The sequence below is a fragment of the Coleofasciculus sp. E1-EBD-02 genome (assembly GCF_040218245.1).
In the GTDB taxonomy this organism is placed as follows: domain Bacteria; phylum Cyanobacteriota; class Cyanobacteriia; order Cyanobacteriales; family Coleofasciculaceae; genus Coleofasciculus.
The window spans coordinates 1-20986 of record NZ_JAVJQN010000121.1 but is presented as its reverse complement, the minus strand read 5'-3'; the positions used below and the strand labels follow the sequence as shown (position 1 = coordinate 20986).

Here is a 20986-nt window from a genome sequence, read left to right as displayed (position 1 = left end):
AGTTAATTTATGAGGATAGCTGAACGATGAGTACAACGTTGATGGGTACAATTTTGATTGTAGAAGATACTTTATCTGAACTGGAATTAATGAGCCATTATCTTCGAGAAAGTGGCTATAACGTTATCAATGCTATTGGTGCTAAAGAAGCGCTGAATAAGGTGTTGGAACAAAAGCCAGATGTAATTGTTACGGATGTGGTTATGCCAGGGATGAGCGGGTTTGAGCTGTGTCGTAGGTTGAAGACTCATCCGGTCACGGAAAAGATTCCTATCGTAATTTGTTCATCTAAAAATCAGGAAATTGATCGGCTTTGGGGGATGAAACAAGGTGCTGATGCCTACCTGACTAAACCCTTTACTCGCGAACAAATTCTACGTGCCATTAAATCAGTCGCTCTGTAGGACAGTTTATGTCTATTGTCGTTTGTTTATTGTAAAAACTGATAACTCATGACTAATGACTAATGACCCATAAATAAAATTATGCCGGATTTACCTACCCTGACCAGTACACTCGCTCTTTTACCGAAAAAACCCCTGCATACGAAAAATCAGGGAGATACTTATCTGAAGTTTCAGTTAGGTGAAAAAACATCGGCTGTTTTGTCAATGAGTCGGGCGCAGGAAGTTATTGTTTTGCCACCGGGACGATTGACACCGATGCCCAATATGCCTCCTTATGTTTTGGGATTGCTGAATCGGCGTTCTCGCGTTTTGTGGGTGATTGATTTGGGGAAGATGTTAGGGTTACCAGAAGTTCTGACGAATGTTCAGCAATACAGCATCATCATTATCCGCAATAGTTCAGGGGCTTTAGGGCTAGTTGTCCAAACGGTTGAAGGTGTGGTGCGTCTGACACCGGATTCGATTCAATCGCCGCATGGTCAAGTGTCATCGAATTTGGTTCCTTATTTACGCGGATGTACTTTGCAAGAGCGAGAAATTTTATTGGTTTTGGATACTGAGGCAATTATGGGTTACGCGCAGCGATAAGTAAACAGAAGAGATCGATTGAATTCTTGGCAAAGATAGCTTTGGTGGGAGGCGAGGGAAAAAGGACTTTTGTTACGGCTTTTTATGTCATTGCCAATTTATTATCACACAATGGTGCTTGTTTCATGGTTCAGAAATTCGATACAGCCAGTAATGGTGATAACCAAATTCCAGATAATATCAGTAGTAATAGCGTGAGGGACAATGGCTCCATGTACGGTGCTGACTTTCAGGATAAAATGAATGCGGCTCCGACGTTTCCTGTCAGTGCAACTCCTGCACCTGTAAGCGACGGGTCTGCTAAAACGGGTTCCTGGTGGGGGCGGCTTTCATTATCGACTAAAGCTACAGTTTTGGCGGTTACGCTTAGTGTGGTTCCTGTTCTGGGAATTGGGACTTTTGACTATGTTTTGGTTAACCAAACGATTAAGGAAGAAATTGCCCAAGATAAGTCGAGCAAAACGCTGTCAAATCTGCTGTGGGGAACGGGGATAACGGCTTTGTTGGCGGGTGTGGTGGCTGTGTTGCTGGCTAAACGTGCGGTTGAACCTATTCTGGAGGCGTCTAGCGCGGTTCAGAAACTGGCTCAAGGGGATTTGGATACCCGTCTGCGCGTTGAAGGAGAGGATGAAGTTGCTAGTTTGGGGTCTAGTATTAATCGCATGGTTTCTCAAGTTCAGACGCTTCTGGAAGAGCAAAAAGCGTCCGCCCTGGCGCTACGAACCTATGCGGAAACGGTGAATGCGGCGAGTCGCGGGGATAAGCAGTTTCTGTTTGATCGGGCGGTTACGGAAGCTAAAAAACAACTGAATGCGGATCGGGTGGTCATCTATGGGTTTGAACCGGATTGGAGTGGCAGTATTGTTGCTGAATCCGTTGATCCCGGTTGGCCCAGGGCGCTGATGGATAAAATTACAGACCCCTGTATTCCTCGAAAAATTCTAGAAGAGTATCGCCAAGGGCGGGTTGTCCCGACATCTAATGTTCAGCAAACGGGTTATTCTCCGGATCATCTCCAGCTTTTAGCCCGACTGTCGGTAAAATCGAATTTGGTTGTGCCGATTGTATCGGGTGATGTTCTGATTGGTCTATTGGTTGCTCATCAATGCGCTGATATCCGTGTGTGGCAACCGTCGGAAATTGATTTCCTTAAAGAGTTAGCGACTCAAGTGGGTCTTTCTTTAAGTAGTATTACTCTGGCGTCATCGAAAACGGCTGAAGCTGAACGAGTGCAGCGCTGGAATGATATTATTCCCCGGATTCGCCAGTCGCTCAAAGCTGAGGAGATTCTGGAAACGGCTGTAACGGCGGTTCGTGACGCACTTTTGACGGATCGGGTGCTGATTTTCCGCTTTGATAATGCTAACAGTGGTACATTTGTAGCAGAAGCCGTAGCCCCCGGTTGGAGCAAAGTTCGGGGACAATCGTTTAAAGCGGCAGACAAGGACGGGGATATCGCTGAAGTCTACAGTGATGGACAGATTCGTATCGGTGATAACCTTGATGATAAAAGCCGCGATGATTGGGAGTACACCATGCTCTCGGAACTGTCGGTTAAGGCTTATATGATGGCTCCGATTATCCGAGAGGGTAAAGTTTATGGCTTACTTTGTGGTCACCAGTGTTCCAAACCCCGCATCTGGCTAGAGGCAGAAACGGAGCTATTTTCCCAAATTGCTGACCAAATTGGCTTTGCCCTCGACCAAGCGGCGCTGTTGGAACAGCAAGCAACGGCTACTGAACTGGCTCAGCAACTTAATGATATTACGTCTAATATTCGGGAGTCGTTCAATGTTGAAGAAATCTATGAGGCGGCGATTACAGGGGTGCGCCAAACCTTAGGCACTGACCGAGCGGTTGTGTATCTGTTTGATGCTAACTGGCAAGGCACTATTGTGGCTGAATCTGTGGGGCGTACCTTCCCCAAAGCTCTGGGTGCCAATATTGCTGATCCCTGTTTTGCTGACCAATATGTGGAAAAGTACAAGCGCGGTTTTGTCAGTAGTAATGAAAATATTTATGAGGCGAACTTGAATCAATGTTACTTGGGTCAGCTTGAACCGTTTAAGGTTAAGGCGAATTTGGTCGCGCCGATTCTGGCAGAGGGGAATTTACTGGGATTGTTGGTGACTCATCAATGTTCTAGTTCGCGCCGTTGGCAGGAGGCGGAGATTAATTTCTTTAAGCAGGTGGCGATTCAAGTGGGTTTTGCTCTTGACCAAGCTAATCTGTTGGAACAGCGGGAACAAGCCCGGATTGAGGCGGAGTTGGCTTCTCAGGAACAGCGTCAACAGAAGGAATCGCTTCAGCTTCAGCTTTTGGAGTTGCTTTCTGATGTGGAAGGGGCTGCCCGAGGGGATTTGACGGTACGGGCGGATGTGACTGTGGGTGAAATTGGCACGGTTGCTGACTTTTTTAATGCTGTGATTGAAAGTCTGCGGGGAATTGTTACGCAAGTGAAAACGGCGGCGACTCAGGTGAATACGTCCTTGGGTGAAAATGAAGGGGCAATTCGCCAATTGTCGGAGGAGGCTCTGAAACAGGCGGAGGAAACGACTCGCACTCTCTCATCGGTTGAGCAAATGACTCGTTCGATTCAACAGGTGGCTGAGAATGCTCGTCAAGCGGCGGCTGTGGCTCGCACGGCTTCAACGACGGCTGAAGCTGGGGGACAGGCGATGGATCGTTCGGTGAAGAATATTCTGGGATTGCGAGAGACTGTAGCAGAAACGGCGAAGAAAGTCAAGCGGTTGGGGGAATCGTCCCAACAGATTTCTAAGGTGGTGTCTTTGATTAACCAAATTGCGCTGCAAACGAATTTATTGGCGATTAATGCCGGGATTGAGGCGGCTCGAGCGGGGGAAGAAGGTCAAGGGTTTGCTGTGGTTGCTGAGGAAGTTGGGGAATTGGCGGCTCGCTCGGCGGCGGCGACACGAGAGATTGAACAGATTGTGGATAATATCCAACAAGAAACGGCGTCTGTGGTTGAGGCGATGGAGTTGGGTACGTCTCAGGTGGTGGAAGGGACGCATCTGGTTGAGGATGCGAAGCTGAGTTTGAGTCAAATTTTAGAGGTGTCTCGCCAGATTGACCAGTTGGTGCAGTCGATTTCGACGGCTACGGTGTCTCAAGCGGAAACTAGCCAAGCGATTACTGAGTTGATGAAGGATATTGCTGCTCTTTCTGAACGCACGTCGAATTCGACTCGTCAAGTGGCTAGTTCTCTCCAAGATACTGTGGGGATTGCATCAGAATTACAGGCATCTGTGGGTGCGTTCAACGTTGGTACAGAAGGCTGAGGTTAGATAAAACTTCACGCTTCATACTCTATAAGATATGTTTCTACCATGTCACAGGACAAGGAACTTGAAATTCAGCTCCAGTTTCTCGAAGAAGCCCAGGAATATCTGGACACGATTGAATCGGCACTCCTGGGTTTAGCTGGGAACCATATTGAGAGTCAGCAAATGGATTCGATTTTGCGGGCGGCTCATTCGGTTAAGGGGGGTGCGGGAATGATGGGGTATCAGACGTTGAGTCATCTGGCTCACCGTCTGGAGGATTCGTTTAAGGTGATGAAGGTTCAGAGGAATTCCTTGAATGTGGATGCTGAACTTGAGGGCTTGTTGTTGGGGGCGGTGGATCGTCTCTCCAGCGTGCTTTCTCTTAATCGCCAGGGAACGGATGCTGACCCTGATTGGGTTTCGAGGATAGCGACGCCGGTTTTTGATCAGCTCCATGAACGCCTGGGTGATCCGGTTGAGGAAGACGCCAACAGTATGCTGGGGGCGGAAGATGGTACGAATGTTGCGGCTTTACTGTTTGAAACTGAGGTGGAGGGGTGTCTTTCCCGGTTGGAATCGGTGGTGGAGGACCCCCAAGCGCCTTGCTTAGAGGAAGAGGTTTCGATTCTTGCTCAAGAGTTGGGGGGGTTGGGCGAGATGCTACAGCTGGAGGCTTTTAGTAGCTTGTGTGAGTCTGTGGTTCAAAGCCTGGAAGCTGCTCCAAATCAGGTTCGAGAGATTGCTAAGGCGGCGCTTCAAGCTTGGCGGCGATCGCAAGCGCTGGTTTTGGTGAATCAAGTTGGTAGTTTGCCGACTCATATCGAAGTGCCGGGAGTTGTTGTAACACCGACGAGTACACCGACGCCTGCTACTGAGTTGGTGGAAGAGGATTGGGTTGCTGAGTTTGACAGTTATACCTCAGACACTGAGTTTGTTGAAGAAGCACAAACGGCGGCTGAGTTTGACTATACCTCAGACACTGAGTTTGTTGAAGAAGCACAAACGGCGGCTGAGTTTGACTATACCCCAGACACTGAGTTTGTGGAAGCGGCGGAAACGGCGGCTGAGTTTGACTATACCTCAGACACTGAGTTTGTGGAAGCGGCGGAAACGGCGGCTGAGTTTGACTATACCTCAGACACTGAGTTTGTGGAAGCGGCGGGAACGGCGGCTGAGTTTGACATTCATACCCCAGATACTGAAGCTGCCGAACCGTTGGTTAGTGACGAGGGTATTTTTGAGCCAACGGCTACAACGTCCTTCAGTGGCTCTCTGTCGAGAACTGTCGATCGCGATGCTGGCGTGGAAAGAGCCGATGAGGTGAGATGGCAAGAGGTGAAAGCCTCGTCGAATCAAGCAGAAAGAGCGACGAAGGATTCTCCAGAAAATACTGTCCGTATTCCAGTTCGGCAATTGGATCGGCTTAACGATCTGTTTGGAGAACTGACCATTGAGCGTAATGGTCTTAGTTTACACTTGGCTCGTTTGCGTACTTTGATGGAAAAACTCAGCCGCCGAGTTAACCATCTGGAGCAATCGAATGTTCGCCTGCGTACCACCTATGATACTGTTGCCACAGGGGTCAGTTCTGTGCCAGCGGGGTTAAAATCCCTGGTGAATTCTCTGGCGACAAAACCGGGCGGTTCATGGCGTCCAACCCCGGTGCAAAATTTGACGGGTTTCCCTGAGGAGAATGCTTCAAGTGGTGAACCTGGAGACAGTCTGCAAGATATCAGCAGCGCTTTTGATGCTTTGGAAATGGACCATTACAGCGACTTACACTTGCTGTCGATGGAAGTGATGGAAACGATTGTCCAGATTCAGGAAGTCACGTCTGATATTGAACTGAGTCTGGAAGATACTGACGGAACGGTTCGCGAACTTAACCAAACGGCTAAGCAGCTACAGACGAATCTGACTCGGGTTCGGATGCGTCCTTTGTCGGATTTGGTGGGGCGATTTCAACGCGCTTTACGGGATCTGGCGTTACAGCATGGGAAAGAGGTTGAACTTAAGGTTTCTGGGAAGGGGACTCTGATTGATCGCAGTATCTTGGAGGCGCTTTCAGATCCGTTGATGCACCTGGTTCGTAATGCGTTTGACCACGGGATTGAGAAACCTGATATTCGTCAGTCTCAAGGGAAACCGGCTCAGGGGACGATTGAGATTAAAGCGGCTCACCGGGGGAACCAGACGATTATTACGATTAGTGATGATGGGAATGGGATTAATCTGGATAAAATCCGGGCAAGGGCTGAACAAATGGGCTTGGATGCGGAACTGCTGGCGGCGGCGAGTGAGGATGAGTTGCTCTCGCTGATTTTTGAACCGGGTTTTAGTACCGCCGAACGGGTGACTGACCTGTCGGGTCGAGGTGTGGGGATGGATGTGGTGCGTAATAATCTTAAGCAAATCCGGGGGGATATCCGGGTTGATACTCAACCGGGTCAGGGGACAACGTTTACGCTGACGGTGCCGTTTACGTTGTCTGTGGCACGGGTTCTGTTGGTGGAGAGTAATCATACTATGTTGGCGTTTCCGACGGATGTGATTGAGGAAATGCTTTTACTGGATGAGGAGCAGATTTTGAGGACTCCGGGTAGTGAGGTTCTTAAGTGGGAAGAGGAGATGATTCCTCTGATTCGTTTGGGTGCGTGGTTAAGTTTTAATTGCTCGCGTAAAATAACGACTCCGGAAGGTGTACCGAGTATTAGTGAGCCAACGGTGCTGATGATTAGTCCTGGGGATCAGTTGATTGCGCTACAGGTGGATCGCTGTTGGGGTGAGCAGGAGGTGGCGATTCGCCAAGTGGAAGGTCCTCTTTCTATGCCGGCTGGGTTTGCTAGTTGTACGATTCTGGGTGATGGTAAGGTTGTGCCGCTGGTGGATGCGGCTTCATTGCTGCGCTGGATGAGGAGTGAGCGATCGCCGGACACGGATGGGTCACTGGTGGAGCAGTTGCCTCAATTGGATGCGCCTAGTCGTGAGCAGCCACTCAATGTGGCGACGCCTCAACCCCAGAGAGATACGGTTCTGGTGGTTGATGATTCGATTAATGTACGCCGATTTTTAGCGTTGGCGTTGGAAAAGGCTGGGTATTTGGTGGAACAAGCCAAAGATGGTCAAGATGCTGTGGAAAAACTGTTGGGGGGGTTACAGGTGCAGGCGGTTATTTGTGATATTGAGATGCCTCGCCTGGATGGTTACGGCTTTTTGGCGAGGATCAAATCTGACCCGGCTTTCAGCGATTTACCTGTTTCGATGTTGACGTCTCGAACTGGGGAGAAACATCGCCAGTTAGCGATGACGTTGGGTGCCAGTGGCTATTTTTCTAAGCCTTACAATGAGCGTGAGTTATTAGATACTCTAGAGCAGTTAATTCGGGGCAAGGTTCCGGTTTGAGTTTTGATCTTTCACAACTTTCGAGGGCATGAGTTTTTAGTTTTTAGTTTTGAATTCTATGGCTGTTTTTTCTCCGCTTTCTTCCCGACGATCTACCAATCGCAAGCCTCAACCGACTCAACAGTTAATTGTTTTTCGCCTTTATACGGAAGGCTTTGCTTTGCCGATTCGAGCTGTGCAAAAAGTGATTCCTCGTGGCAAAATTTATGGCGCACCTCAGGGGGGAGCTGTGGGATTAACGCTTTATCAAGACCAAGAGTTACTGGTGATTGATGTAGACCATCGGATTTTTAAGAGGGCTGAGCTGCCAAATTTATCGCTCAGTTCTAGTCAGGGGGAGGCGGCGGAATCTGCCAGGACAGTATCGGTGAAATGGGAGGATGATACTGAGCAACGTTACCTGTTGATTGTGCAGAACCGAGCTGGCAAAATTGTGGGGTTACCGATTGATTCGCCGCCTTCGTTACAGCGTGTGCCTGAGTCGGCGTTTAAGCCGTTAACGGCGGATTATATGGCTCAGGGGAATCTTCGCTGTGTGAGTGCTTTGGTGCGGCAAAATCCAGAAGACTCGCCGCTATTTTTGCTCAATCCGGAGCAGTTGATTCAGTCTCAACAGACTTTGTTACCAGGAGGCAATTGAGGTTACAGTACCCTGATTTAGTCGCGATCGCTCTTTTCAACGCCTGGTCGTTTAACCACCACAGTCACTCTATCCCTATAAACAAATTTATTCAGTAAGCCCGTCGGGTGAAATAAGGCGTGATTCCGCCGGAATCTGCTCGGACTGGGCGAAAAATTTTTATTCCACTATTTCGCTAGATCTACACCTATATGACACGAACCTTCGATCTACACTTAACGTGAGTTCAACAGAATTAGAATAAAGCAGGAGGCAGGGCTGGCAAGCCTTTTTCTCATCTGGCTGCCAGATCCGCAGCACAATCCCTGATAAAGATCCTTTCTTCTAGAGTCCTATTCAACAAGTTAGCCATTTCTTTAGGGGTCATGTTAGTTACCTCGTTGATTAAGAAGTCATAGAAGCTTTGTCTGGAGGCAAATGAGACGGGAGGATTGCCAGTCAAAACCGTGAGAAATAACACTGTTGTAACCTTCAGATAATCCTCTTCACTTCGAGCATCAAAACCCGCCCAATCGGGTGACGACACTATTTCGTTAATTTTCTTGACAAAGAAATCTTTCCAGTTCACATCTTTTAACTCTATTCGCCACAACTCGATGCCTAGCAAAACAGCCAAAAGTATAACCTCAGTCATTGTATCTTGAAGCTCAACTTTTGGCTTAGGCTTACCATAATGAGGGTCTAATTTCTTGCGTCTTTTTGCTTCTCCCATAACACCTCCTAAAACTTGGAAGATAGGACGATGGATCGCATCCTCCGCGCAGTGCCAGTTCACTCCCCGCTGTCTTTTACCTTATGCCAATCCTGGCTCCCAATATCGGATCACTGCCCGTCGCTCTCGATCTAGGAACCGAACCGCCCTCCTGAACGCTTCAGTGGAAGGGATAGTCTGGCGCAGGATATCAAACAAAGCCTTGCCCTCCCGACAACAAATCTTAAGCCAGCCTACCAGATCTTGGACTGATTCAGGTTCAAGGAATGGGTCTAAGGCTACCTCTTTTTGGGTTAAAGATGCATCCCCCTCAAACCATGCTGCTAAGGTCTGGCGACGGGGATGATTATCAAGGAGTGCGATCGCATCCTCTACTGTCTCATCTTCATACCCCCTGATAGCCTCCCAAAACTGACCGAAAGACTCAACCCGCGATAGGGATTCTAGTAAGCATTCGGTTCTTGAAGGTTCAAAAGATGCGATCGGGGTGTCTGGTTCCGTGTCCACGGTTTCGTGTCCATGGGTCGTAATATAAATACTATTATTATGACCCGTGGACACCGATGCCCTCCCAGTTTCCATCGGGGTGTCTGGGTTCGTGTCCATGGGTCCGTGTCCATGGGTCGTAATATAAGTACTATTATTATGACCCGTGGACACCGATTCTGAATCAGCCCGATCGCGATCGCGCTCTAACCATGCCGTGAACACCTCATCGCGTCCATCAGGTATGGGGATGGCTTGACCATTCTCATCGATTAAGAGCTTACCCTGGCAATCCTTCTGAAAAGAAGGAGCCGCAGCGCCATAAACATACTGCCTATTATCTCGGCTTCCCTCCCTCCTCAGCCGGGGGAGGCGATACCCAATCAAGCCTAGTAGCTTCTGTGCGATCGCGATCGGACTATCACCTGGCAGAATCTTAATGCCCAGTAAGGCTTCTATTTCGTAACGGTGCTGTTTGCAGAATTCTGCGATTTCCAATAACTCAGGGTCATTCTGAGGGAACTCTCGCCGCCGTAAGAGTTTGGCAAAGCCAATCAGATCCAGGACGGCGATTTTAGCCCCTAGCTGCTTTTGGTTAAAGTCCGGCTTGAATATCGCGCCGTCGCCCTCATCGAGCATTTTTTGAGCGCTTGCCTTATCCCTGGCTGGCAGATGTTCCCGTCCTATGCCGAGATAATAATGAAGCCGCAGGAGTGGATACCATCCATCATCATCCTTCTTAACCAAATCTGAATCAACCTCAACCCCATAACGGTTATTTAACTCTGCCTTCCGATACTGTTCCCGTTCCTCTTTGGTCTTGGCACGTTGGTCTTTGATCTTCAGGAATTCTTTGTTATCAATGTCTGGCGCGGTCGCGATCGCCTCACAATGATTCTGATAGTTCCCTTCCTTTGTCGCTTTGACTTCATCCGAGGTGGCTTCAATTCTCTCAATAAGGTCATCATCGTCAGATGGTGGCACAGTATCAATGATATTATGTCCCTCATCTTTTAGTCTGGCTTCAATAGCGGCTCGATAAGCCTTCATACCAAGGTTGATACGTGCCGATAACTTAGCCCAAGCATAAAGTGATGCAGGTTGAAAATCTACGTCGATATCATCAGTAAAACCAGCTTGAGTGAGCAAACTTATATTGGCTTTTGCCATTTTATGTTGGGTCGCTAAAATCGACTTGATATTAGTCGAGCCGCCAGCAATTCGCCCAAATCCGGTTTTACGAGCCCAAATATACCGGGGAATATTAGCGCGTACCCTTGCCAAAAACTGACAGACTGAGTTAATGGGCTGATGACCAGGGAATATCCCCCAAACGCTTGTAAAATGCTGACAAGAAATACTGACCCCAGTCTCCAGCGTGGGAGAGGCAATCACGATGTCGTACTCTGGCAAAATTTCATTGAGACGTTCGATACAACCATAAGCCGGATGATTGGGGTTAGCTACGCTTTCACTGTCAATTCGGAGTATCTTCAAATGGGGGAAACGGCGTCGGAGTAAGGATTCCAGGTTCTGGGTGCTGTATGTGGATTTGATTTTCTGCCCACCTGTGCAGACAAAAGGCTTCCCTCCCATTGAGATATGCTCCATCAGATCACTGACTAACTGAGCGGGGGAGTTTCCGTCATAACTATGAACATCGCAACCTCGCTTGGGTTTCCACTCATTGACAGCTATCCAGGTCTTGATGTCAAAGCCTATCAATGACTTAATATAGTCGATGGAAACATCTGATAGGTCAGCGTCAGATAGGAAAACTTTCCCCCCAGTCGATAGGGCTATCTGCAATACTTTCTCAAGGTTTCGCAGGATAGCAACGCGATCGCTCTGACAGGTTGAGCTATTTAGTAGATGCCATAAAACCTGTTCGACTTCATCAAGGATTATCCACGCGCCCACCCAATCATAGGGGTTGAATTTAGCCCGTGATTTTGGATGTAAGGAGTCCACACACAACCCAAATCCCCACAGACCAAAATCATCGAGCTTGGGTTCATCCAGGTAGTGAATCCCTAGTCGCCCACACAATTCCGAGCCAAGTTGAATCCGATGGGTTAGTAACAGGATTCGCCTTCCCCCTTCACGGATAATCTGTTTAACCTGTTCAGATAAGCATTGGGTTTTTCCTGTTCCTTTTGGAGCCTTTAAGCCTATTAACTGGGAAGAAGCAGGAGGGCTAAAGCTTCCGAGATACCGGGAATTGATTACAAGGTCTGGGGAATAAGTCAGTTTACTTAGTTGTGAAGCTTCCCAGATTTCAAGGTCTTTGGCTAATTGGAATACAAGATCTAGTCTGTTACCTCTTTCAACGATGAAATCATCAATCCCTTTATAGTCGGTATCCCAGGATACAACAGAGACCTGGCAACCCGAATTCTTGAGCAATTTCCCAGTTTTGGCGATCGCGTCATTGACCTTCCGCTTGGTTGATCGTCTTTGGTCTTGGTCAAAGGCTAAGTATATCAGCCGATCCACCTGTGCAAACTGTTTTAGTTCTGGGATGAGGTAAGATTGACCGATCCGCTTCCCGTCTTTATTCCGTGGGGTTCTCACGCCCGACCAGACACCGGGGAGTGCTAGAGCAACATACCCTTGAGATAACAGCGCCGCAGCTTTCTTGACACCCTCTGTAATGACAATGGGGATTTGTGGATGGTCTTTTACCCACTGCCAAAAGTCTAAATAATTCCCGATGGGGATGTTATAACGATTGGCTATCCTCTGCCAGAGGTGCCGTGGCATCTTGAGGCGGAAGATTTCCGTGGGGGAAGAGTGAGGATGTTCGTATTTGATCGGCTTCGATTTGTTTGGGTCGAAACGCGGGCGATCGGGTTTAAAGCATCCCCAGATAGTATTTTCACCGCCGTAACACCACCAGCCACCGTGAGTCCAGTTTTTCCCGAAGCTTCGGTGAATCCGTCGCCACTTCGCATCGATATGCTTTCGCTTAGTGTCCCAATCGTACAACAGACGATGATAGGGTTCGTCGTAGCTGATGCTTTCCAGGTTGAGGGCGGTCAGCTCCTCATCAACAGCACTGCCTGTTGTCCACTCGTCCCAATGCGCTTTTTGAATGTGTAGAGGGTTATTTTTCCCCATGATGCAAAACTCCTGGTTGGTTGGTTGTGCAATCCAGGAAATTTGGGGTAACATGGGGCTACACGCACTTCCTGGTTGGTTGTGCAACGCACTTCCTGGTTGTGGTTGTGTAACAATTTGTGTAACAATTTGAGTCCTTCCCATGGACTCCAATTTCCTGGGAAACCAGTGCGACAAAATCCGCCAAGATTACTGGGCGCTGGTTTCAAGTTTTTTATTACTTTACCCTAATTGCGATCGCATCCTCCTTAAATGCGGCAAGGGGGCGGACGCCTGTACCTGAAAGGTCAGCGTCTGGGGAATTGCCGCCAACAAATAATGTCCCCCCCAGATTGAGCATTTGTACGTAATCCAGAAATACTGCCCCTAGCTCTTTAACTGTTTTGAACGGTAGAACTAGATGGGTCCACCAGAGGGTAGCAAGACTCGATTGAACGGCGGCGCCTGAGTAGCATTTGCCTGGATCTATTCCTATGGCTATCGACTGAGTGTTCTCCCCTGTTTCAAAAGTTAGCTGAATGGCAAAACATTCTAAATCGTTGTGTACGATTTTGGCTTTACCTTCTTTTAGCCAACGTCTAGCACGGCTAGCTTTGGTTGGCATTAAGGGCTTGCCTGACCTTGATAAAACTGGTACTCGTAACATGGATATAGTCCTCACGAGATAGTGTGTAGTCCCTTCCCGCCATCTCGGTTAAGATGTCTTGACTTAACAACAGCCCGACAAAAAGCTTTAGATTTAATCCGGACTAGGGAAACAACCGGGTGTCTGTACCAAACCGAGACTCCATGCGGTATTCAACGGTTTAAATTGCCGTTTGTCCGGCAATCCCTGACTTCAAGCGTTAGCTAAGTCAGGGTTGTTGAAAATTTACCTGTATTTACCTATATGGTAAAGACCTATATAATTAAGGATTGCCCCGCCCTATTTTGGGTAGGGCGAAATTTTTATCCCCTATAATTTTTCTAGGTGAATCCCATTAATTAAACAACACTTTAACTTTTTTGTCAATTAAGAGTATTATTAATTGAGCTAAAAAAGCGTAAAATCGAAATATGGATTGGAATAAAGCTTTCGATAAAACGCTGAGAACTTACGGAGTTAGCGCCAAGTGGCTCTCCGAACAGACAGGTTTGTCTCAGCAGACCATTTCCTATTTCAGGAAAGGTAGGCAGCCGATGACTACTGAAAACCTGGGTAAGCTTTTGATGAAATTATCGACTGAGGCAAGAGAATACTACTTCTCGCTAGTGCTTGGGGCATCTGTACCGAAGCGATCGCTCTCGTTTGAGGAAGAGATAGAAGAATTAATCGATAAGGCAGATCATGCCCAGATTGCCATCCTTCTCAGTATGCTCTCAGCCAAATTTTCCTCGCTCAGTAGTTCCTCAGATCTGTCCCAGGAAAAGGTTTTGTTGGGTTGATGGCTAAGTATGAACTGTGCCATCGGGCATGATTGCCCCACTCAAAATCACTCCGTCTAAGTCAACCTGACTCAGGTCAACCCCCTTAAGCTTGGCTTCAGTCAGCTCTGCCCCATCCAAATTCGCTTGACTCAGATTGGCGTGGCTCAAGTTAGCACGCACTAAATTGGCTCCCAGTAAGTTAGCGCCTTCCAGATTAGCGGCTTCCAGGTTCGCCTGACTCAGATTGGCACCCCACAGATCTGCCTGACTCAGGTTCGCCTGACTCAAATTCGCCTGACTCAGGTCAGCTCCCCCTAAATCGGTTCCACTCAGATCGGCTTTTTTCAGGGACGCTCCAGGGGCAATCAAGTACGCACCGCCCTCGCTGGGGTCGAAACCTGAAGGAAATTGAGTCGCTTCGTTGTAAATGGCGGCTTTGACGCTGACACCATCCAGAGTGACATTGCTCAAAGAAGCCCCACATAGGTTGGTTTGACTTAGGTCAGCTCCCCTGAGATCCGCCTCACCCAGATTCACGCCAGAAAGTGACACTCTAGGGGCAATTAAGCACGCGCCACCCTTGAGCGGGTCGAAACCGGAAGGAAATTGAGTCGCTTCGTTATAAAGTGCGGCTTCAAGCTGGGTTCCCTCTAGAGTGGCATCTTGAAGATTGACGCCAAACAATTTTGCCTTCCTCAAATCAGCACCACTCAAATCCGCTCCCCTCAAGTCAGCTCCCCTCAGATTGACTCCCCCAAGTGACGCACCCGGAGCAATTAAGTACATCCCCGTTTCAGTTGGGTTAAACTCGACCGGAAATTGGGTCGCGTCGTTGTAGAGTGCGCCCATCCCGTTCACCCCTTGTAGGTTAGCCGAACTCAGATTAGCTCCCAATAGATTGGATTGTTTCAAGTCAGCTCCGGTTAAATCAGCTTCCCGTAAATCTGCCTGCCACAAGTCGGCTCCACTGAGCGATGCTTCTTGTAAAGACGCGCCAATCAGTTCAGCGTCCCACAGAATGGCATTGGTTAATTTGGCTCCTCTCAAATTGGCATAAGCGAGTGAAATACCAAATAAGTTTGCCCCGCTCAAGTCGGCGTCACTCAAATCGGCGTCACTCAAATCGGCACCACTGAGGTTGACTCCACTGAGGTTAACTCCAGCCAGTGACGCGCCAGGAGCAACGCAGTAAGCTCCGGCTTCCGTTGGGTCAAAATCTTGGGGAAATTGAGTCGTTTCGTCGTAGAGTGCGCCTTTGATGTCAATCTCTAGAAGGGTCGCGTTCCGCAAATCAGCTCCTAATAGATTGGATTGTTTCAAGTCAGCTCCGGTTAAGTCCGCTCCGGTTAAGTCCGCGCCTATTAAACAGGCTTCGCTTAGATTCGCCTCCTGCAAAGAGGCTTCTCTCAAGTTAGTTTTCCATAGGTCAGCACGACTCAAAGAAGCCCCGGTTAAGTTGGCGTTACTTAGGTCTACCCCACTCAGGTCAGCTTCGGGGAGTGAACTCTGAGGTGCAATTAAATAAGCCCCTGCTTTAACGGGGTCAAAATTGTCAGGAAACTGAGTGGCTTTGTTGTAAAGGGTGGTATGAAAGTTGGTTTTATGCAGCAGCGCATTACTGAAGTTGGTTTCACTCAGATTGGCACCACAGAGTACGGCACGACTCAGGTTTGCTTCACTCAGATTGGCTCCCAATAAATCTGCTCCACTGAGGTTTGTACCTGTTAAGTTAGCCTTACTGAGGTTGGCTCGCCACAATATGACTCGTTGCAGGTCTATCCCACTCAATGAAGCTCCACTTAAGTCGGTTCCACTAAAATCTCGTTCCCCTTGTCTATATCTTTCTATTATTTCGTCAGCATTCATTTCAATAGAAATATAAAATAATTGGTGTCAGGAAACGTCTGGCTCCAACGCCCATATTGCATAGCCTTTTTCGGTTTTCGTAATCACTGTTTTATGAGTGCGATCACCTAGCCGGGTCAGGATTTCTAGTACCTTATCTTTGGTTTTCTCGGCTCTCAAAAAGCTGTAGTATTGACCTTCAACGGCGATGGCAAATAAGCGTCGTTTTAAATGGGGGGTTTGAATCCGGCAGGTTTTGTACTGGTCGCGAGATTCTAGGATTTCACTTTCAATTGCTTCTAAAGAAAGAGTAGCAGATTGATGGGCGTGACGTGGTGTAAACTGAATCACCTTATTCTCGTCTGGCACTGGGGATAAGTCGGGTGCTTCAGATAGGACACTCAGCGCTCCTGTGGGATGAGGTAGAGTGGGTGGAGGCTGAACCAGTGGGTCAGGTTCAACAGGTACGTCTGGCTCTTCTCCAACGGCTTCTGGAGGCGTTAGCAATGGACTGTCGAACCCGGCTTCGGTTGGGGGTAGGTCTATGGCTGAAACTTCTGGTCGGTATTCGGGGTGGTCGAGGGGTTCGGGCTGAATTGGGGTTTCGGGTGAATTGGGCGGCGAATTGGATGATTCCTCTTCTTCTGTTGTTGATTCACTCCATTGATTCCACCGTCGAATCATTTCGACGGTAGCCATGCCAGCTCCGACGCTGACGACGATGGAGAATCCGATATAGGGAATGGCTACCTCTTTGTGATTGCCATCAAAAATCGGTTGAATTTCCCCACTATAAAAGGGGGAGAGTTCAATAATGACGGGTTCTTTCCCGATTAAAGCAAAGGGTACTGTCAATGTAGAAAAGACAGCACTGGAGATAAATACAGCCGGTAAGAGAATATTGCTGAGGGAATAACTGCTCATGTTTTAGAGGAGTGGCAATGAGCAAAGAAAAGCTTTTTGCTGATCTCTACTTTACCCAAGTTTTTCATGAGTTGTCCCTGTTAATCTGGATAACCTTGGTGCTGGAAGAGAAATTTCAAGACACGTTAGAACGCAACTTGGTATGATTTCGCGGGGAGAACGTCACGATATCAAGAAACAAAGGGCTTGCGTATCGATTCTGAGACTGAGTTCTCACGGCGCAAACCCCGGTATGCCAATTTATTTCTCGGTGCCTAGATACAATTATCGTCTCTGTTCAATGATGCCTACATCAGCAATATTTCTTAATATGACTACGCGAATTGGCTGATTGACGTCACTCGCCTTCTAAATCCTTTAATGTCTCATCCAATAATACCCGCACAATCTCCGCCTTTTTCTTACCAGTCCTCGCGGCTAAGAGTGACAGCTTGCGGTGCATTGATAGGGGTAAATCTACTGTAAAGCGTACTGTCGCCTCTTTGGAGGGTGCTTGGAACTTATTCATCAGTCTAGACTGGGAAGGGAGTTTGACCCCCAAGGTTTTGGAGTTGTTCTCTGACATGGGTTCTTTTGTGGAAGGAGTGCTATCTGTGAAGAGCGCTTGACTCGAAGAGCGATCGCGTTTGGTTTCGCTCTTTCTGGGTGGGGTTTTGTCTTCTTTGGGTTGAGTGGGTGTTGGGTCTTGGGAAGCGTCTGGTGTGGTGTCTTTGGGGTTCTCACCATAGACAAACTGTTGTGCCAGGGTATCGGTAAGGGGCTTGCGATTTTTCTTTTGACTCATAATAGTGCCATAATTTCTTTGAACAATCGCTCGTATTCCCGCGCTGACTCTTTGGCGGGGCGGCTGGGGAAGTCCCAGACGGTTGCGGACTGACCGGAGGTATCCGCGATCGCTTGTTTTTGATGAATCACTGTTTTGAGTAGGGTGACGTCTTGGGTTTGGCTCAAAAGCGCGATCGCTTCATCTTTGAGTTTGGTGCCTTTGACGGCTCGGGAGACAAACATCGCCGCCATGGGGGAACCGCCGCGAACGGACTGGGCTTGTTTGATTAACCGCACCGCATCAGACGCCGATCGCAAATCGACACCTGTGGGTTGGACGGGGACGATAGCCAGGACAGCGCGAAACAGAATGGCTCGGGTGGCTTCGGCTAAGGAGGCTGGACCATCGACAACGAGCTGGTCGTATTGTTGTTCTAGTTCTGGCAGGCGTTCGAGTAAGTCATCAGGAGTTTGCACCACTTTATAGGGAATGGATAATTCCATGCCAGCTAACCAGGCGGAGCTGGACTGCTGGGAATCGGCATCGACGAGCAGCACCTTCTTTTTCTGTTTGGTGGCTAGCCAATGCGTGAAGTGAACGGCTGTGGTGGATTGTTATCCTAAGTTAGAAAGTCACCTTTCTAACTCGGCTTCAGAACCGGACATGAAAATTTCTCTTCATCCGGCTCCTCTCTAATGCGGCTCTTGTTACGAGTACCTAACCAGTTTTATTAACTGATTGAAACTGTATGTTTCCAATCATGGCAATGTCCGTGTAAGGCGTGTAGGTTAGACATCCTGTTGTTGCCGTGGTTGTTGTCAACATGGTCAACTTCAATGATGTCTTCTAGAGTGAAGTGGAGTCGGCATATAGGGCATTTACCTTTTTGCTTGTTTAAAAGTTGAGCTATGACAGGTCTAGTACCTGGGTACTTACCCCTGCGTGTACTCCAATACACCCAATCTCCGTCATATGGACTTCTGGTTTCTTTGACGTTGACGTGCATTTTTATAGGGGTGAGACGGTGTTGGGATAGAGAAGTTTCTCCATCGTGAAAGTCCCATTTCTTTGTTCCGTTATGCTCGTCAACGTGCCAATATTTGTTGAACACCCATTTGGCAGGTTTTATGGGGTGCCGACGTAATGCCCAACGTCTTAGTTTTTCCCATAACCAGTGGTCGATATCGCTGAAAACTTCTTTGGAGTTTACGGCACAGTAGTAATTCGCAAAGCCCTGTATAACTGGGTTTAATTCACGAATTAACCTAGACTGAGGTGCCGTTTTTAATCCATCGATAATCTGGCTAAGTTTAGCTTTATGACGCTGGACTGCTCCAACAGTCGGCGTAATGATGGTTTTGAACAGGGCTTCTTGTGTCCAGCATTGTCCTCCAGCGCGACTTCCTCCTGCTCTTAATCTGCGATTCCGTTTTCCCAGTGGATATTGACGGAATGAGAATCCGAGAAAGTCGAAACCGGGTTCTTGCCCATTTAAGGAAAAGAAGGTGTGGACAATCTTGGTTTGGGTTGGACTTAGTTCTAATCCCATCTGGTTGAGCCATTTTTCAGCGAGAGACTTGATTCTTAGTAATTCATTCAAATCTCTATGCATGATGAGGAAATCGTCAGCGTAACGGACGACAGTGAGTTTCCAATTGGTCACTTTTCCATTAACTTGCTTCCGTTTGGTCACACAACTGTTGAGATAATTCTCCAGTCCGTGAAGGGCAATGTTAGCCAGTAACGGCGATATCACCCCTCCTAGCGGAGTTCCTTCCTCTGTGGGGAATAGTGTTTCCCCTTCCATAACACCTGCTTTCAACCAAGCCTTTATCTGTCTCCTCATCAGAGGAAACGTATTCAACTTGTCTAGCAGCGCTTTTTGATTAATGCGGTCGAAACATTTGCTAATATCCGCATCAAGAACATATTTGTCCTTTCTTTGGATATCGAGTTTGATGTATTTAACCGCATCGTGGGTTGACCTGCCTGGTCTAAACCCGTAGGAGTGTGGCTCAAATAGAGCCTCCCATTCGGGTTCAAGTGCCAACTTAGTTAGGGCTTGTTTCGCTCTGTCTTCTATCGTCGGAATTCCGAGTGGGCGTTTCTCCTGTTTTTCAGGTTTGGGTATCCAAACTCTTCTAATTGGAGATGCTTTATCAGATAGTTTCAAATCTTCGGCAAGCTTAAGCCGCCCCGCTGGGTGGATAGATTTCACTCCATCAATCCCTGCGGTGCGTTTGCCTCGATTATCTTGGGTAACCCGACGAACAGCCAAAAGCTTTGCTGCCCTAGAGTTAACCAGAAGCCTCTGGAGCCTACGGACTTGCTTAACATCGCCACGTTCTGAGGCTCGATAGATTCGCTTTTGGAGCTTGAAAACCTGTACCTCAAGCTTACGCCAGGGTATGTTCTTCCATTCATACATCAGCTTTGGAGCTGTGTTCATGACTTATTCACTCTTACTTGGTCTTCTATCATCCGCATTACAGTGTTTCCGTTAGCGTATCTCTGACATTACCCAGAGCGTTTGCTTCTGAAACAATCCTTCCCGTCAAGACCGTGCGCCTGACTGACTGCTCAGGTATCGACCTTCCTGAGAGGTGATGACGGGTTACTTCGTTCCTGATACTCGTTTTACGATGGATTTAGGCTCCTGCTATCCTCCGGGTTGTTACTCCGGGGTGATTGTAGAGTGGCGGTCAAACACCCTACACCAAACAACCGTGTCTTTTTGACTCTTGCTCGTTAAGTTGGGTAAGCAAGTTGGCGGTAACGAAGGTTAATAGCGCAGGTTCGTCTCCTAGCCATGTCCATCTAGCTCGCGGGGATTCCATACCAACTTTCTGGTTACCCGCTTTTCATCCCGCTTCACCCTCCGAGTTGTCATGCCGAAAGATGGGGATGATGCTGTCTCCTATCACCGAGGAGGTAGGGAATTGAATCGTTGGGTTTTTTACATTTCCTCGAAGGATTTGTTACATATCCGCAACATTCTCGTCCTACATCGAGTCTCAAGTTGTCAAGGTGAGTGTGGGGTTGACCCCTGTTTTTCCTTGCCTCTCGTCCCCCTTGAGTGGATTTCCAAAGGCTAAAACCCAGGTTTATCAAGGTTTAGAGAGAACGAATCGCACTGCCGCAGCCGCCTTTTTGGTTCAAGAAACCGATGATTTTGTTCACGAATGACTCTTAGGGTTAAGGCGAATATTGAATTCAGTGCTTAATTACTGCATTATTGCATAACTTACTGCATTATTGCATAACTTACTGCATTACTGCATTACTGCATTACTTAAACCAGCCCCAAAAAATAGTTCACCGGCAATCCGCAAACACCATGTTATGATTGATAACGCTGTGATAACAGCACCCAGCTAGATCTAGCGCATCTAGTAACCTCAATAA

Annotated in this window: 13 protein-coding genes and 2 pseudogenes; 7 read left to right on the top strand and 8 right to left on the bottom strand. The window is 48.0% G+C overall.

Features of this window, described 5'->3' with window-relative positions; translation table 11 throughout:
• The first annotated feature begins 26 nt into the window (after nt 1-26).
• The 5 genes from RIC07_RS19550 to RIC07_RS19530 all read left to right on the top strand — a co-directional run bounded on the left by RIC07_RS19550 (nt 27) and on the right by RIC07_RS19530 (nt 8321).
• Nucleotides 27-404: a response regulator gene (locus tag RIC07_RS19550; protein ID WP_006106355.1), complete on the top strand. Its 378-nt coding sequence runs from the start codon at nt 27-29 to the stop codon at nt 402-404.
• An 81-nt stretch (nt 405-485) separates the two neighbouring features.
• Entirely contained in the window at nt 486-995 is a 510-nt protein-coding gene (locus tag RIC07_RS19545) for a chemotaxis protein CheW (protein WP_446395977.1), read from the top strand.
• Nucleotides 996-1207: 212 nt separating this feature from the next.
• Nucleotides 1208-4294 carry a GAF domain-containing protein gene (locus RIC07_RS19540; RefSeq protein WP_446395982.1) on the top strand — a complete coding sequence of 1029 codons (3087 nt, stop codon included), beginning with the start codon at nt 1208-1210 and terminating at the stop codon, nt 4292-4294.
• 48 nt (nt 4295-4342) lie between these two features.
• Nucleotides 4343-7681 carry a response regulator gene (locus RIC07_RS19535; protein WP_446395976.1) on the top strand — a complete coding sequence of 1113 codons (3339 nt, stop codon included), beginning with the start codon at nt 4343-4345 and terminating at the stop codon, nt 7679-7681.
• Nucleotides 7682-7739: 58 nt separating this feature from the next.
• Nucleotides 7740-8321 carry a chemotaxis protein CheW gene (locus RIC07_RS19530; RefSeq protein ID WP_446395975.1) on the top strand — a complete coding sequence of 194 codons (582 nt, stop codon included), beginning with the start codon at nt 7740-7742 and terminating at the stop codon, nt 8319-8321.
• A 274-nt stretch (nt 8322-8595) separates the two neighbouring features.
• Here RIC07_RS19530 and RIC07_RS19525 read toward each other — a convergent pair whose 3' ends face one another.
• From RIC07_RS19525 to RIC07_RS19515, 3 genes and pseudogenes are all read right to left on the bottom strand, one after another.
• A complete protein-coding gene (locus RIC07_RS19525) occupies nt 8596-9033 on the bottom strand; it encodes a hypothetical protein (protein ID WP_446395974.1) in 438 nt (145 codons plus the stop codon).
• Nucleotides 9034-9114: 81 nt separating this feature from the next.
• Nucleotides 9115-12639, bottom strand: coding sequence for a plasmid replication protein, CyRepA1 family (locus tag RIC07_RS19520; protein ID WP_446395973.1), 3525 nt, complete (start codon nt 12637-12639; stop codon nt 9115-9117).
• A gap of 370 nt (nt 12640-13009) precedes the next feature.
• Nucleotides 13010-13285 (bottom strand): annotated as a pseudogene (locus RIC07_RS19515) (RRXRR domain-containing protein); the annotation flags it as partial.
• 533 nt (nt 13286-13818) lie between these two features.
• On the opposite strand from RIC07_RS19515, the gene RIC07_RS19510 reads away from it, so the two are divergent.
• Nucleotides 13819-14064, top strand: a complete 246-nt coding sequence (locus RIC07_RS19510) for a hypothetical protein (protein WP_006106334.1) — start codon at nt 13819-13821, stop codon at nt 14062-14064.
• 3 nt (nt 14065-14067) lie between these two features.
• On the opposite strand, the gene RIC07_RS19505 is transcribed toward RIC07_RS19510, so the two are convergent.
• On the bottom strand, nt 14068-15912 hold the full coding sequence (locus RIC07_RS19505; RefSeq protein ID WP_446395972.1) for a pentapeptide repeat-containing protein: 1845 nt from the start codon (nt 15910-15912) through the stop codon (nt 14068-14070).
• Between the two features lie 27 nt (nt 15913-15939).
• Nucleotides 15940-16815: a TetR family transcriptional regulator gene (locus tag RIC07_RS19500; protein ID WP_446395971.1), complete on the bottom strand. Its 876-nt coding sequence runs from the start codon at nt 16813-16815 to the stop codon at nt 15940-15942.
• A 17-nt stretch (nt 16816-16832) separates the two neighbouring features.
• Here RIC07_RS19500 and RIC07_RS19495 point away from each other — a divergent pair, with 17 nt between their 5' ends.
• Nucleotides 16833-16961, top strand: coding sequence for a hypothetical protein (locus RIC07_RS19495; protein ID WP_446395970.1), 129 nt, complete (start codon nt 16833-16835; stop codon nt 16959-16961).
• A 191-nt stretch (nt 16962-17152) separates the two neighbouring features.
• Here the strand turns inward: RIC07_RS19495 and RIC07_RS19490 are convergent, their stop codons facing one another.
• The 3 genes and pseudogenes from RIC07_RS19490 to ltrA all read right to left on the bottom strand — a co-directional run bounded on the left by RIC07_RS19490 (nt 17153) and on the right by ltrA (nt 20030).
• Complete coding sequence (locus RIC07_RS19490; RefSeq protein ID WP_446395969.1) at nt 17153-17599, bottom strand: hypothetical protein; 447 nt, start codon at nt 17597-17599, stop codon at nt 17153-17155.
• Nucleotides 17596-18195 (bottom strand): annotated as a pseudogene (locus tag RIC07_RS19485) (nucleotide-binding protein); the annotation flags it as partial. The pseudogene RIC07_RS19485 and the gene RIC07_RS19490, both read right to left, overlap by 4 nt.
• A 116-nt stretch (nt 18196-18311) precedes the next feature.
• Entirely contained in the window at nt 18312-20030 is a 1719-nt protein-coding gene (gene ltrA, locus RIC07_RS19480; RefSeq protein WP_446395968.1) for a group II intron reverse transcriptase/maturase, read from the bottom strand.
• Nucleotides 20031-20986: the final 956 nt, after the last annotated feature.

Coding starts and splice junctions, on each gene's coding strand:
- RIC07_RS19550 (WP_006106355.1), top strand. CDS start 27: ATGAGTACAACGTTGATGGGTACAATTTTGATTGTAGAAGATACTTTA.
- RIC07_RS19545 (WP_446395977.1), top strand. CDS start 486: ATGCCGGATTTACCTACCCTGACCAGTACACTCGCTCTTTTACCGAAA.
- RIC07_RS19540 (WP_446395982.1), top strand. CDS start 1,208: ATGTACGGTGCTGACTTTCAGGATAAAATGAATGCGGCTCCGACGTTT.
- RIC07_RS19535 (WP_446395976.1), top strand. CDS start 4,343: ATGTCACAGGACAAGGAACTTGAAATTCAGCTCCAGTTTCTCGAAGAA.
- RIC07_RS19530 (WP_446395975.1), top strand. CDS start 7,740: ATGGCTGTTTTTTCTCCGCTTTCTTCCCGACGATCTACCAATCGCAAG.
- RIC07_RS19525 (WP_446395974.1), bottom strand. CDS start 9,033: ATGGGAGAAGCAAAAAGACGCAAGAAATTAGACCCTCATTATGGTAAG.
- RIC07_RS19520 (WP_446395973.1), bottom strand. CDS start 12,639: ATGGGGAAAAATAACCCTCTACACATTCAAAAAGCGCATTGGGACGAG.
- RIC07_RS19510 (WP_006106334.1), top strand. CDS start 13,819: ATGACTACTGAAAACCTGGGTAAGCTTTTGATGAAATTATCGACTGAG.
- RIC07_RS19505 (WP_446395972.1), bottom strand. CDS start 15,912: ATGAATGCTGACGAAATAATAGAAAGATATAGACAAGGGGAACGAGAT.
- RIC07_RS19500 (WP_446395971.1), bottom strand. CDS start 16,815: ATGAGCAGTTATTCCCTCAGCAATATTCTCTTACCGGCTGTATTTATC.
- RIC07_RS19495 (WP_446395970.1), top strand. CDS start 16,833: ATGAGCAAAGAAAAGCTTTTTGCTGATCTCTACTTTACCCAAGTTTTT.
- RIC07_RS19490 (WP_446395969.1), bottom strand. CDS start 17,599: ATGAGTCAAAAGAAAAATCGCAAGCCCCTTACCGATACCCTGGCACAA.
- ltrA (WP_446395968.1), bottom strand. CDS start 20,030: ATGAACACAGCTCCAAAGCTGATGTATGAATGGAAGAACATACCCTGG.